The organism is Kribbella catacumbae DSM 19601 (assembly GCF_000372465.1).
Taxonomy (GTDB): Bacteria; Actinomycetota; Actinomycetes; order Propionibacteriales; family Kribbellaceae; genus Kribbella; species Kribbella catacumbae.
Genome location: NZ_AQUZ01000064.1, coordinates 1 through 13,216 on the forward strand (window position 1 = coordinate 1; position 13,216 = coordinate 13,216).

General features: G+C 68.1%; 10 protein-coding genes. 1 reads left to right on the top strand and 9 read right to left on the bottom strand.

Annotated features, from left to right (window positions below; translation table 11 throughout):
• Positions 1 to 252: 252 nt before the first annotated feature.
• Genes A3ES_RS0139015 through hemL form a run of 7 tightly spaced genes read right to left on the bottom strand, consistent with a single transcriptional unit; the run spans position 253 to position 6,411 of the window.
• Positions 253 to 504, bottom strand: a complete 252-nt coding sequence (locus A3ES_RS0139015; RefSeq protein ID WP_020392275.1) for a DUF4229 domain-containing protein — start codon at positions 502 to 504, stop codon at positions 253 to 255.
• 3 nt (positions 505 to 507) lie between these two features.
• Positions 508 to 1,500, bottom strand: a complete 993-nt coding sequence (ccsB, locus tag A3ES_RS0139020) for a c-type cytochrome biogenesis protein CcsB (RefSeq protein WP_020392276.1) — start codon at positions 1,498 to 1,500, stop codon at positions 508 to 510.
• A complete protein-coding gene (resB, locus tag A3ES_RS0139025) occupies positions 1,497 to 3,083 on the bottom strand; it encodes a cytochrome c biogenesis protein ResB (protein ID WP_020392277.1) in 1,587 nt (528 codons plus the stop codon). Before resB ends, ccsB begins: the two co-directional genes overlap by 4 nt.
• Before the next feature lies 1 nt (position 3,084).
• Positions 3,085 to 3,804 (bottom strand): cytochrome c biogenesis CcdA family protein, encoded by a 720-nt coding sequence (locus A3ES_RS0139030; protein ID WP_202806688.1) that lies wholly within the window; start codon positions 3,802 to 3,804, stop codon positions 3,085 to 3,087.
• A gap of 41 nt (positions 3,805 to 3,845) precedes the next feature.
• Positions 3,846 to 4,427, bottom strand: a complete 582-nt coding sequence (locus A3ES_RS0139035) for a TlpA family protein disulfide reductase (protein WP_020392279.1) — start codon at positions 4,425 to 4,427, stop codon at positions 3,846 to 3,848.
• Positions 4,427 to 5,050 (bottom strand): histidine phosphatase family protein, encoded by a 624-nt coding sequence (locus tag A3ES_RS0139040; RefSeq protein ID WP_237745178.1) that lies wholly within the window; start codon positions 5,048 to 5,050, stop codon positions 4,427 to 4,429. Before A3ES_RS0139040 ends, A3ES_RS0139035 begins: the two co-directional genes overlap by 1 nt.
• Before the next feature lie 38 nt (positions 5,051 to 5,088).
• Positions 5,089 to 6,411: a glutamate-1-semialdehyde 2,1-aminomutase gene (gene hemL / locus A3ES_RS0139045; RefSeq protein ID WP_020392281.1), complete on the bottom strand. Its 1,323-nt coding sequence runs from the start codon at positions 6,409 to 6,411 to the stop codon at positions 5,089 to 5,091.
• A 270-nt stretch (positions 6,412 to 6,681) separates the two neighbouring features.
• On the opposite strand from hemL, the gene A3ES_RS0139050 reads away from it, so the two are divergent.
• A complete protein-coding gene (locus A3ES_RS0139050) occupies positions 6,682 to 8,049 on the top strand; it encodes a lytic transglycosylase domain-containing protein (RefSeq protein ID WP_020392282.1) in 1,368 nt (455 codons plus the stop codon).
• Positions 8,050 to 8,174: 125 nt separating this feature from the next.
• Here A3ES_RS0139050 and A3ES_RS0139055 read toward each other — a convergent pair whose 3' ends face one another.
• Positions 8,175 to 11,909, bottom strand: a complete 3,735-nt coding sequence (locus tag A3ES_RS0139055; protein WP_020392283.1) for a S8 family serine peptidase — start codon at positions 11,907 to 11,909, stop codon at positions 8,175 to 8,177.
• A 276-nt stretch (positions 11,910 to 12,185) separates the two neighbouring features.
• Positions 12,186 to 13,148: an LLM class F420-dependent oxidoreductase gene (locus A3ES_RS0139060; RefSeq protein WP_026163605.1), complete on the bottom strand. Its 963-nt coding sequence runs from the start codon at positions 13,146 to 13,148 to the stop codon at positions 12,186 to 12,188.
• Positions 13,149 to 13,216: the final 68 nt, after the last annotated feature.

A 13,216-nucleotide genomic window follows, 5' to 3' on the forward strand; every position in this document is an offset into this window, starting at 1 on the left:
GCAGGTTCGGGCTGGCCTGCTCGAGATGCTCCGCGTGCAGCCATTCCTCACTGACACACTTCGTGCCCCGGCCCGAACCGCCGACCTTCGCGAGCCGCGAGTGTCAGGTCCCGAGACCACGACCAGAGGCGCCGACGGGAGGAACTGTCTTTCCTGTACTTCTGTCTTTCCTGTACTTCTGTCTTTCCTGTACTTCTGTCTTTCCTGTACTTCTGTCTTTCCTGTACTTCTGTCTTTCCTGTACTTCTGGGGTCAGTCGTCGTCCTCTGCGCGGCGGGCGGCCTCGATGCGCGACGTCATCTTGCTGGCGCGGGACTCGATGGTGGTGGCCAGGCGGTCGCGGGCGGCGCGGAGGACGAAGAGGGAGAGGATGGAGGTGATGAGCAGGGCGACCAGGGCGATCGGCCAGACTGTCAGCCAGGTGCGCAGGGCGACCCAGAGGATGCCGAAGCTGACCACGAACAGGCCGGCCCGCAGGCCGGTGTAGATCGCGAACTCCTTCATCCGTCAGACCCCGGCGTACGAGTGCAGACCTGAGACGAGCAGGTTCACGCCGACGAAGTTGAAGATGAAGACGAACCAGCCGACGATCGCGATCGTCGCGGCCCGGCGGCCCCGCCAGCCGGCCGTCGCCCGCGCGTGCAGGTACGCCGCGTAGACGACCCACGTGACCAGTGACCAGACCTCCTTGGGGTCCCAGCCCCAGTAGCGGCCCCACGCGTACTCCGCCCAGATCGGCCCCGCCACTAGTACCCCGAACGTCCACAGGGGAAAGGCGAACGCCAGCACCTTGTACGCCGTACCGTCCATCGCCTCGGCGCTCGGCAGCCGCTTCAGCGATGCCGACATCGTCCCGCCGGCCAGCACTCGCCGCTCGGCGCGCGCCTTGACCAGGTACAGGATCGACACCAGCCCACCGATCGTGAACGCGCCACCGGAGATCGCCGCGGCGGCCACGTGGATCACCAGCCAGTAGGAGTGCAGTGCCGGCACCAGCGGTCCAGCCGGCGTGTAAAGCGCCAGTGTCGCCAGCCCGAGCACAGCGGCGACAACCAGCGTGACGCCAAGACCCAGCCACTGCAGCTTGTAGCGGTGCACGAAGAGCAGGTAGACGATCGCCACCGCCAGCGAAGCGGTGATTGAGAACTCGTACATGTTGCCCCACGGCACCCGCTCGGCCGCGAGGCCACGGGTCACCACACCGCCCAGGTGCAGCACGAAGCCCAGCCAGGTCAGCAACAACCCGATCCGGCTGGCCGCCTCGACCCGCCCCGACCGAGCCGCGGCCGCGGCCGTAGTACCGGTGGCTGGTGCAGCCGGTACTGCGAGGTCGCCGCCGCTGGAAGAAGCCACCAGTACGTCGGCCTTGGCCTCGGCGGTGACCACGACAGCGCGGCCCATCGCCCACTCGAGCGCGTGCGACATCATCGCGATCGCGTAGATGACGGTCGCCGTCGGAATGACCAGGTTGGAGATCTCCGCGTACGTCTCCGGGCTCATGGCTGCTCCTGCTTCGGTTTCTCTGGCTGCTCTGCTGGTTTCAGGGCGTCAGCGATGGCCTGGATCTCGTCCCCGAGGCCACGCTCGGGTCCCCGGTCCAGCCCGGCGACCTCGACCACGGTACGCCCGTCCTGAGTCCGGACCCGCACCCAGGTACGCCGTGGGTGGATGAACAGCGAACCCATCAGCCCGAGAATGGCGAGCGAGATCCCCACCAGCGCGAGGTTGAGCCCCGGTGTGTGGCTGACCTGCAGCTTCACCCAGCGGTCGTAGGAGTCGAAGGTGATGGAGCCGCGACCGTCCGGCAGCGTGTAACTCTGCGAGGGTCCGAGCTGGAACCGCAGCTTGTCGCCCTTGCCGTCGCCGAACTGGGTCAGCTTGGTCTTGTCCAGCTGGTAGACCGACTGCGGCTTACCGGTTTCGACCGCCGGACGGCCGTAGTACGCCGTCATCGCCAGCACCGGGTTGACGGCGTCGGGGAAGACCGAGATCGGGCCGCGCTCGTCGATCACCGCGGTGGGCAGGAAGAAGCCTTCGAAACCGAGCTGTTCGGGTCGCGCGTCGGGAGCCTTGATCACGCCGAACGACGAGAAGTTGCCGTCCTGCGGCAGGAACGGCACCGGCCCGGAGAACGCGACCTCGCCCTTGCCGTCGCGAACCGTCACGCGCGGCGCGTAGCCGTGGCCGAGCAGGTGCACGTTGGTGCCGTCGACCTTGAGCGGGTGGTTCACGCGCAGGTCGTACGACTTCTCCGGCGAGTCCGGCGTCTCCTGGTACGTGATCGGCGCGTTGAACTCGCGCGCCGCGCCGCGCTGGGGACCGTCGGTCTGGAACTTGACCGTGAAGCTCTTCACCGTCAGCGCGAACGGCGGCAGGTCGTCCGGCGTGAACACCCGGCCCGGGCTGAAGTCGTCGTACTGCGCCACCGAGTTCGAAAACCCGTTGCCCACGACAACCAACACGGTGCCGCGGTAGCCGAACAGCGCACCCCAGGCCGCGCCGACCAGCGCCAGGATCAAGGAGAAGTGGAAGAGCAGGTTGCCCGCCTCGCGCAGGTACCCGCGCTCGGCGGCCACCGCGCCGTCGTACAGCTCGACCCGGAACCGCCGCCGGCGCAGCTCGCGCGCGGCCAGGTCCAGCACGTCGCCGTCGGCGGCGGGCTCGAACGACTGGTACCCCGGCAGCCGGTTGAGATTGCGCGGCGGTTTCGGCGGCCGGGCCCGTAGCGCCTTCAGGTAGACCTGCAGCCGCGGCACCACGCAACCGATCAGCGAGATGAACAGCAGCAGGTAGATCGCCGAGAACCACGGGGACTTGTAGACGTCGAACAGCCCGAGCTTGTCGTAGAAAGGCCCGAGCTTGGGGTGAGCCTCGAAGAAGTCCGAGACCTTGACCGGATCGATCCCGGTCTGCGGGATCAGCGATCCCGGCACCGCGCCGAGCGCGAGCAGGAAGAGCAGCACCAGCGCCGTCTTCATCGAGGTCAGCTGCCGCCAGGTCCAGCGCAGCCAGCCGAGCAGACCGAGCTTCGGCAGCTCCGGCGGCGGGGTGGGCGCCTCGACGCGCTCCTTCACATCGGACACGTCACACCGCCGATCCGAAGTTGGCGACCCATTGCCTGAGATCGGCGGTCATCGAATCCCACACCCCTGTCAGCAGCAGTAGCCCCACGGCGATCATCAGTACGCCGCCGATCCGGATCACGAGCAACTGGTGCTTGCGCACCCAGGCGACCGCGCCGAGCATCCGGCGGAAGGCGAGCGCGGCGACGATGAACGGGATGCCCAGCCCGAGGCTGAACACCAGCGCCAGGGTCGCACCTCGCCCGCTGCTGCCCTCGGTCGCCGCCAGGTTCATCACAGTACCGAGCGTCGGCCCGATACACGGAGTCCAGCCGAACCCGAACAGTACGCCGAGCAACGGCGCCGCCGCGATCCCGACGGCCGGCACCCGGTGCACCCGGACGTCGCGTTGCAGGAAACCGAAGCCACCAAGGAAAACCAGGCCGAGTACTACGGTCACGCCGCCCAGCACCTTGGTGATCACCGACTGGTGCTCGATCAAAGCGTTGCCGGCGGCACCGAACAGCACGCCGGTCAGGATGAAGACGGCGGAGAAGCCGGCCACGAACAGGCTGGTCCCGGCCAGCATCCGGCCGCGCCGCGCGGACCCGAGCTCGGCGGCGGACAGGCCGGTCACATAAGACAGATAGCCCGGTAGCAGCGGAACCACGCAGGGTGAGAAGAACGAGATCGCACCGGCCAGCACCGCGATCGGCAGCGCTACCAGCATCGAGCCCGTCATCGACTGGGCGAACCACTCACCCACAGTGCTGAATTCCTTGGTCAACCCGCGGCAGCATCTTTCACCATTCCGAGCAAGGTCTGCTTAGTGACCTCACCGATCACCCGCGAAGCCACCCTGCCCTGCTTGTCGATCACGATCGTCGCCGGGATCGAGACCGCCGAGATCTTCTGGCCGCGGAACAGCAGCAACTGCCGGCCGTCCGGGTCGTAGATGCTCGGGAACGGCACCTCGAACGCCTCGACGAACTTCTTCGCCGGCGCCGGGTCGAGGTCGCGGGTGTTGAGGCCGATGAACTGCACGCCCGACCCGAGCTCCCTCGAGGCCGCGGCCAGATCCGGAGCCTCCTTGCGGCACGGCGGACACCACGATCCCCATACGTTCAGTACTACGACCTTGCCGGCCTGGTCCGCGAAGTTCCACTGCTTGCCGTCGAGCGTGGTGCCCTTGAAGTCGGGCGCCTTCACCCGGTCGGCCGGCGCGAAACTGGAGACCCGGCCGCTCCCGCTGACGAAACCCGTCTGGCCCTGACGGCTCTCGTTCGCGTCCTGGCCCGACGTACAGGCCGTCGCGGCGATCAGCACGGCGGCAGTGACGAACGCAGTACGGGCAGTGCGATGCATCAGGCGCCGCCCACGAACTTCTTGGGGTTCTTGATCGGCAGCAGATCCTTGGCCGGTTCCGCGTAACCGACCGAGACGATCGAGTCGCCGTGGAAGGTGAACGAGGTCAGGCTGGCCAGGCTGCACTGCCGCTTGCGCGGGTCGTGCATCATCCGGCGGCCCTCGATCGCCGACCGGACGATCCAGATCGGTAACTGGTGGGACACGATCAGCGCCTCGTGCCCGGCGGCCTTCTGCCGGGCGGTCTCGATCGCGTCCCGCATCCGCCGGACGAGCTGCTGGTACGGCTCACCCCAGGACGGTTTGAGCGGGTTGCGCAGCAGCCACCAGGCGCTCGGGTTGCGCAGCGCGCCGTCGCCCACGCCGAACTTCTTGCCCTCGAACAGGTTCGCCGCCTCGATCACCCGCTCGTCGATGTCCGGCGTCAGCCCGAGCGTCCGGGCGATCGGCTCCATCGTCTCCTGGGCCCGCTCCAGCGGCGAGCTGACCAGGTGCACGATGTCCCGGCCGGCCACGTGCTCGGCGACCCGGTCGGCCATCTTGCGGCCGAGCTCGGACAGATGGAAGTCGGGAATCCGGCCGTAGAGCACGCCGGTCGGGTTGTCCACCTCGCCGTGACGCATCAGGTGCACGACCGTCGTTTCGGTCACCGTCGTTCCCTTCAGTTCTCTACAGCCGCGGCGGCGCGGGCAGCCGACGCCAGTGCGGTCTCAAGCTGAGCCAGTGCGTCGTCGTCGATGGCGGCGCTGACGAACCAGGCCTCGAAGGCGCTCGGCGGCAGGTAGACGCCGGCGTCCAGCATGGCATGGAAGAAAGCGGCGAACCGTGGCAGCACCTGGGCTCCGGCCCCGGCGAAGTCGCGGATCGGCCCGCTTGCCTCCTCCGATTCCACGAAGAAGACGCTGAAGAGGTTCCCGGCGTTCTGGATGACGTAGGGCACACCCTCCTTGTCCAGCGCCGTCGCGACCAGCCGCCGGAGGGTGGCCGACGTCTCGTCGAGCCGGGCATAGACCTCGTCGGTCGCGAGCCGCAACGTGGTCAGGCCGGCCGCGGTGGCGACCGGGTTCCCCGACAGCGTGCCGGCCTGGTAGACCGAGCCCTCCGGCGCGAGGTGCGCCATCACGTCGGTCCGGCCGCCGAACGCCGCCGCCGGGAAGCCGCCACCCATCACCTTGCCGAACGTCATCAGGTCGGGCTGGACGCCGTCCACGCCGTACCAGCCGGAGCGGGTGATCCGGAAGCCGGTCATCACCTCGTCGGAGACGAACAGTGCCCCGTTTGCCTTGCAGATGCGGGCCAGGAACGCGTTGAAGTTGTCCTGCGGCGGGACGACGCCCATGTTGCCGGGCGAGGCCTCGGTGATCACGGCCGCGATCTGGTCGCCGTACTGGCTGAAGGCCGCGCTGACCGCGTCCTGGTCGTTGTAGGGAAGAACGATCGTGTCGGCCGTCGTCGCCTCGGTGACACCCGGCGTACCGGGGATGCCGAGGGTGATGACGCCCGAGCCCGCCTGGGCCAGCAGCGCGTCGACGTGACCGTGATAGCAGCCGGCGAACTTGATGATCTTGTCCCGGCCGGTGAACCCACGGGCCAGCCGCAGCGCCGACATCGTCGCCTCGGTACCGGACGAGACCAGCCGGACCTTGTCGACCGGTGTGCGGCCGACGATCTCCTCGGCCAGCAGCACCTCGTTCTCCGTCGGCGTCCCGTACGACGTACCGCGGCTGACCGCGGCCTGGACGGCCGCCGTCACCTCCGGGTGCGCGTGACCGAGCAGCATCGGTCCCCAGGAGCAGACCAGGTCGACATAGGTATTGCCGTCGACGTCGGTGATGTGACATCCGTCACCGGAGGCCATGAAGCGCGGAACGCCGCCGACGGCGCGGAAGGCGCGGACGGGAGAGTTCACCCCGCCCGGTGTGACGGCGGAGGCTCGGTCGAACAGGCTGGCGGAAAGCTTGGTGTGGTCGGGCACGGCGGCCATTCTCCCCGACAGACCAGCGCATCGGGTGGGCGGGGACCGCGCTCTCATCGGGTGGTTCTGGCGGTACACACCTTTTGGGGGCTTCACTTGTGCGTTGTTACGCGCCAGTATGGGTACCCAGTGACCGGTCGTGCACTGTCTGCGTCTGCCTCGTAACCCCCACACGGAACGGGCGTTAGACCATTAACGGACGGTGGCCGGGACAGTAATCAGAAGATTTGCCCGCAGTGTGGGGCGGGGCAGGTCGATGAGTCACGGAGGGGATCATCGATGGCGAAGGGCAAGCGTCGCGCCCTGGGCGGAAGCGGGTGGCGTCAGGTGGCGCCGCTGATACCGCTGGCGTTGTTCGCGAGCGCATTCACCGTCAGTGCCACCGACGATCCAGCCGTCGCGACAGCGGCGCTGGAGCAGGGCACGTCGAGGAACAATCCGGTCGTCGTGCCGAAGCAGCCGATCGGAGACCCGGCCAACGTCGCGGTGCCCGGTGTGGTCGGCAACGGCGTCGACCCCGGTGAGCAGCCGACTCAGGTGGTCTCCGGCCTGTCCCGCAACGGCATCCCCAGCGCGGCACTGAAGGCCTACTCGCGAGCCCAGCAAGTGATGGCGCAGGCCGATCCGTCGTGCCAGCTGCCGTGGACGCTGGTGGCCGCGATCGGACGCGTCGAGTCGAACCACGGCCGCTTCGGTGGCAACTCGCTGATGACCAACGGCGTCGTCACGCCAGGCATTCTCGGCCCCCGGCTGGACGGCGCGAGCACGGCCCGGATCACCGACTCCGACGGCGGCAAGCTCGACGGTGACGCCGCCTACGACCGGGCCGTCGGGCCGATGCAGTTCATCCCGCAGACCTGGCAACTGATGGGCGTCGACGGCGACGGTGACGGCGTGAAGAACCCGCAGGACATCGACGACGCGGCGATGTCGACCGCCGTCTACCTGTGCTCGGGCTCCGGCAACCTGTCCAAGGCCTCGGACCTGAACGCCGCCGTCCTGCGCTACAACCACTCCCAGCAGTACGTCGATCTGGTGATCAGCATCGCGAAGGCCTACGCCGGTGGCAGCTGGATCGCCGTCGACAACGGGACCGAGAGCGACGACCAGGGAGTCGACCGGGCCGGCGACCAGATCGGCGACCCCGAGATCGACGCCCCGGCGGACGAGAACCTGCCGCAGGCGGTCGACCAACAGCAGTACCCGAGCGCGACGAAGCCGACGCCGACGATGGTCCAGGAGGGCGACGGCAAGCCGACGACGACCCCGACCCAGCGACCGCCGGCAAAGCCGTCCGACCCACCAGGCACGACCAAGCCGCCGACGAGCAAGCCCAGTACGCCGCCGAGCAGTAAGCCGCCGACATCCAAACCCCCGGCGCCGCCCGTGCTGGCGAAGCTGCAGACCGCGGCCGGCCTGATCGTCGGCACGGTCGGCAGCACGGTGACGGAGCTGAAGACCGCCACCACCTACTGCCAGGCGGAAATGGCGAAGGTGACGATCACCCGCCCGACCCAGGATCAGCTGCAGAAGTGCGTGACCGCGTACCAGACCGGCGGCACCAGAGCCGTCGATCAGGTGATCCGCAATCTGCTGTCCCTGCTGGGTCTGCTCGGAGTTCTCGGGGGAGGCGTGCTCGGGAGCTGAGCACCCACCGACCGGCGCGCCTGCCCCCACCCCTCCCTAGGCGCGCCCCCGGCGACGCCACGGAGCCCTCCCCCCGGCCTTCGTGGCGTCGCCCTTTTCTGGTCAGGCGCTTAGTTGCAAACCCTTCACTTTGCCACCCAGGCCTTCTCGATCGTCTGGCTGACGCTGTTGCCGAGCAGGTCCCGCGCGGTGACCCGGAGCGTGACCTCGCCCTTGGTGCTCGGGAGTTGGACCGTGCCGCGGTCGAGTCCATGCGGTACGACGGTCAGCCGGCGCCAGGTCTTGCCTGCGTCGTACGAGACCTCGGCCGTCGTGCGGAACCAGCCGATGCCGGCGCGTACGCCGGGCTGGTAGCCGGCCTTCAGGTTGAGCGTGTTGCCTGTCCGCTGGTAGTCGACCTGGACCAAGGGCAGTACTGCACGCGACTTCGTTGGGCCGGAGAGGAAGTGCCAGGTGGTGTGGGATGCGGTCGAGGTCTTGGCCCAGCTGTCCTCGGCCCGGCGTACGTCGAGGCTGAGGTCGTACCAGGCTGTTTTCGCCGGGACCGGGAACTGCGCGACCGACCAGTCTTTGCGACCTAGCTCCTTGCCGTTGCTGCTGAGCTTGAGGAGGGTGCTGTCGCCCCAGCTGTCCACCCAGCCGTAGACGCTGCGGTCGCCGTTCACGTACTGCGGAATCGCCACCCGCAAGGCGTTCTCGAAGCGAGCGGCCGGGAGCCCGTCGGCCTCGCTGCCTTCGGCGACCGGGATCGCCGGGCGGGCGATCGACGACCACCACTCGCGCGTGACCTTCTCGTTCGGCCGGTAGCTCCTTGCCAGGCTGTACTCGAAGCCGGACTCGTTCCACTCCCCCGCCGACGTCTTCTCGTCCCAGGTGATGCCCGGAACGTCACTGGCCAGGTAGTCGGTCCTGGTGACCGGTCCGGTGACCAGGCGCGTGGACGACAGTGCGGTGGCGAGGCCGGGGAGGTGGGCCATCCGCTGATCCCGGTGCAGGTGCCAGGCGTCGTTCCGCTGGTAGTTGGTGGTTACCGCGGCCGGCCGCAGCTTCGCGAAGTCGTAGGTGAGCGGACCGTTGACCACCTCGGGACCTACGGCCAGGTCGTAGCGATAGGTGCTGTCGAGCAGACCGTTCAGTTGTAGAACAACTTCGCGTTGTTTCAGCAGATCGATCAACTTGCGACCTTCCGGCTGACGCAGCAGATAGACCGGTACGCCGGCCTCGGCCGCGTCCCGCCAGATGCCGGGCTGCTCGTTGTACAGGAAGACCGCCTTGGCGCCCGCGTCCTTGGCCGCCTGGACCTGCCCGCTCGTCTGGTCGTAGTCGCGCCAGCGAATCAGCGCCACCTTGCCCTTCGCCCCGGCCAGCTCGGCCGGACTGCCGTCGCCCGCGTTGACGAGCGGAAGTTTCTCGTTGCCCACATAGACGGTCTCAAAGGCCCCGTCCTCGGGTGTCGGCAGCCGGAAGCCTCCTGAACCGGTGACATCGACGGTCAGCTTGGGCTGGGCGAGATCCCACCGCTGCACCACCTGGAAGGTGCCGTCGGCCACCTTGCCGAAGTTCTGCACATAGATGCCGTTGGCAACTTCTCCGCTGAAACCCCATCCGGAGACGGCATCGCGGCTGCCCACCTTGCGTCGCCAGGCGATGCCGACACTCTGCGCGTCGGCACGCTGGGGCGTCTTCACAGTGACTTTGTTGGCCTTGCGTGCATCGAAGACAAAGGTCCGGTCGGCCGTGATCCGGGCGTCCGGATCGCCGAGCAGGATCACCGAGTCGGTCCAACCGCTCTCGTCACCGCCCATTACAAAGGTCATCACGCTGTACCGGCCGGTCGGCACCTCAAGCGTGCGGCTGCCGGTCTCGTCGAAGATGATCGCGTTGACGTCGCCGGTGTCGAGGTTCCACAGCTGGACACCGCTCGCCCCGAATGGCGACGGCACAGCGGGCTTGCCGTCGCGTCCGAGCGCCTTCACAGTCACCTGGTTGAGCCGCCCACCGGCCGCGAAGCCAAGCCCGGTCGCGTACGCCGTACCACCGCTGCGGGCGACGAGTCGGCCGGAGTACTTCGCCGGCTGGGTCTTCGCCAGGTCGATCGTCACGGTCGCCGACGCCGTCGCGCCCGGCGCGATCGCGAGCCGGGCCGGGCTGACCTTGACCGCTGCATGGACGCCACCCGGGGAGGTCGCGTCGACCCCGAGCTCGAGAGTGACCGGCTGCTTCGAGTTGTTGCTATAGGCAATCTTCCGGGAGACCGGAGCCGGCGCTTTGCCGGTCCAGGACAGGTCGCCGAAGTAGAGGTTGGCGGAATCCGGCAGGATCTTCGGGTCGAGCGCCTTCGGGATGTCGACCCGGCCGAGCCCTTGCTGCACAGGCGTCGCGGCCTTGCTCGGCACCGCGGTGGTAGCGAGGGCCGCCTTCAGTTGCTCGCCAGTCCACTCGGGATGCCGCTGGGCCAGGATCGCGGCAGCACCTGCCACGTGCGGAGTCGCCATCGACGTACCGCTCATCGTCGTGTAGTACTCGCTGAGCTCGTGGCCCTGTTCGGTGCCGGCTGCCCGGGCGGCGGCGATCTCCACACCAGGGCCGGTCACCTCGGGCTTCATCGCGCCATCGCCGAGCCGCGGGCCGCGACTGGAGAAGGAGGCGAGGTTGTCGTCGCTGTCCACCGCACCGACGGTGAGCGCGGCCGCGGCAGCGCCCGGCGTACCGACTGTTTCCTCGGCGCCGGAGTTGCCGGCCGCGACGACGAAGAGCGCGCCGCTGGTGGCGGACAGGCGGTCAACGGCTTCGCTCATCGGGTCGGTGCCGTCGGAGGGCAGGCCGCCGAGGCTCATGCTGACCACCTTGGCGCCTTGCTGGACGGCCCACTCCATCCCGGCGATCGCCTCGGAGTCGAGTCCGCTGCCGGAATCGTCGAGCACCTTGCCGATCAGTAGTTGCGCGCCTGGCGCGACACCTTTGCGCTTGCCGCCGGACGCCGTACCGAGGCCGGCGACGATCGAGGCGGTGTGGGTGCCGTGGCCGTGGCCATCCTGGACCTCCTGCTCGGGGATGAAGCTCTGCGAGCCGATGACCTGCTTGCTCAGGTCCGGGTGCTGAGCGTCGTACCCGGTGTCGAGGACGGCGACCTTGACGCCCTTACCGTCGTACCCGGATTTCCAGGCGGTCTGGGCACCGATCTGTTTCGTCGATCGGTCGAGGGTGGCGTGGGTGCGGCCGTCCAGCCAGATCTTGCCGACGCTGCTGCGAAGATTGTTGCCCTTGACGCCGTTCCAGAAGTCCTTGGCTTGCTTCTTCTGCACGGTGACGGCGGTGGTGCCGACGCTTGCCAGGGTGAGCCGTTTGGTGGCGGCCGCGGGAGCCTCCGGCGCCTTCACGGAGGTGGGTGCTGTCAGCAACAGCGGGAGGTTCGGCGTGGTTCCGTCATCGTAGCCCTGGGCAACCAATGCGGTGAGGTTGAAGAGCCGCTTGTCCAGTCGCCCTTCGGTCAGCAGCGGGTACGCCGCGACCGGTACCAATGTGAGTTCGTTCTTGAAGTCGCCCAAGTAATAGTTGCCGCCGTCCACCAGCCGCGCGGATCGCTGCCCGCCCTGCGTGATGGTCAGCTCGGCCACATCGCCGGTGACCAAGGTGATCCGGTGCGTGCTCGCGCCCGGAGTCGGCCGCCCGGCTGAGCTGGTGGTGCCGGATCCCGCACCGGCACCACCAGCCGAGGTGTCCGCCGGGAGGGGAACAGCGGACGGGAACGCCGCCTGCGCGGTCGGGACCACCGCGCCGGCCGGGGCGACGGTCGACGCCAGCAAGGCGCCCACCGTCACGGCGGAGGACAAGATGACAGCAAGGCGTGACGAACTCACAGCGAGGCACCTCCCGATGCCCCGACCCTCGCGGGGCCATCCCCGCGAGCCTTCCAGTTGCCTCCAGCCACGGTCTATCGATCGCGCTGGCCTACACCCGCCATGACCGATACCGGCCAGACTGAGCCCACTGCGCCAGCGTGCCGAGCCCACCTCTGGTGGGCTCGGACACCAAGTGGAGACCTTGAACAAGGTAGACCTTGTTCAAGCCCGCCGTTTCCTGTTCGAGCCCTCCACTGGTGGGCTCGGACAGGTCAGGACCCGGCCAGGTCTGGCTCAGGCGAAGCGCTTGGCGATCTGTTCCATCCGGGTGACCAGGTCGAGGTCGTAGGCGACGCCGGGCACGTAGAAGATCACGTAGTCGGCGCCGGCCTCAAGCACGGCCTCGACCTTGTCCGCGATCTCGTCCTCGGTGCCGATCAGGTTGTCCCGGTCGAACTTCTCCCGGTTCATCGGGCCGAGCGCCTTCTCCGTCGCCCTGGCCGGGTCGTCACCCTTGTCGATCGGGAACGCGTTGATCCCGGTCGACTTGATGATCTCGTCGTAGTCGCGGCCGATCGCCTCGCAGTGGCCCTTGAGGATGGCCGCCTTCTCCCTGATCACCTCGGGGTTGCCGCCACCGATGTTGGCCGCGTTGGCGTACTTGGCGACCAGTTTCAGCGTGACGTTCGGGCCGCCGCCACCGATCCACAGGCTCGGGTGCGGCTTGCGCACACCCTTCGGCTCGTTGATCGGCCTGTCGATCGAGTAGTACTTGCCGTTGAAGACCGGCTCGTCCTCGGTCCACATCTTGTAGATGATCTCGGTGGCCTCGCGGAACGCGCCCATCCGGTCCTTGAGCTCCGGCCACTCGTAGCCGTAAGCCTTCCACTCGTGCTCGTACCAGCCCGCGCCCAGCCCGGCGTACAGGCGGCCGTGGCTGGCGACGTCGACGGACGAGGCGATCTTGGCGTACAGCGCCGGGTTGCGGTAGCCGTTGCAGCCGACCATCTGGCCGATGTTCACCCGCTTGGTGTCGCGGGCCAGCGCGGCGGTGGCGGTCCAGCACTCGAAGGTGCTCTCGGTGCTCGGCTCAGGCACCGTGTGGAAGTGGTCGAACAGCCAGATCGAGTCCCACGACCCCTCGTCGGCCCGCTGCGCGACGGCGGTCATCGCCTCCCACTGCTCGATGGGGTCACTGAACCCCGCGAGATCCATCTTCCACCCCTGCGGAACGAACAACCCAAACCTTGTAGTCATACGCCCCATCCAACCGGCCAGCCCGTGACCTGGTCCAGCAATCTGTCTACTGAATCCGTTCTCAATTC

Bases quoted from the DNA above. Each gene is read 5' to 3' on its own strand.
- A3ES_RS0139060 (WP_026163605.1), bottom strand. From the start codon at position 13,148: ATGACTACAAGGTTTGGGTTGTTCGTTCCGCAGGGGTGGAAGATGGAT.
- A3ES_RS0139035 (WP_020392279.1), bottom strand. From the start codon at position 4,427: ATGCATCGCACTGCCCGTACTGCGTTCGTCACTGCCGCCGTGCTGATC.
- A3ES_RS0139040 (WP_237745178.1), bottom strand. From the start codon at position 5,050: ATGCGTCACGGCGAGGTGGACAACCCGACCGGCGTGCTCTACGGCCGG.
- A3ES_RS0139015 (WP_020392275.1), bottom strand. From the start codon at position 504: ATGAAGGAGTTCGCGATCTACACCGGCCTGCGGGCCGGCCTGTTCGTG.
- ccsB (WP_020392276.1), bottom strand. From the start codon at position 1,500: ATGAGCCCGGAGACGTACGCGGAGATCTCCAACCTGGTCATTCCGACG.
- A3ES_RS0139050 (WP_020392282.1), top strand. From the start codon at position 6,682: ATGGCGAAGGGCAAGCGTCGCGCCCTGGGCGGAAGCGGGTGGCGTCAG.
- A3ES_RS0139030 (WP_202806688.1), bottom strand. From the start codon at position 3,804: ATGACGGGCTCGATGCTGGTAGCGCTGCCGATCGCGGTGCTGGCCGGT.
- hemL (WP_020392281.1), bottom strand. From the start codon at position 6,411: ATGGCCGCCGTGCCCGACCACACCAAGCTTTCCGCCAGCCTGTTCGAC.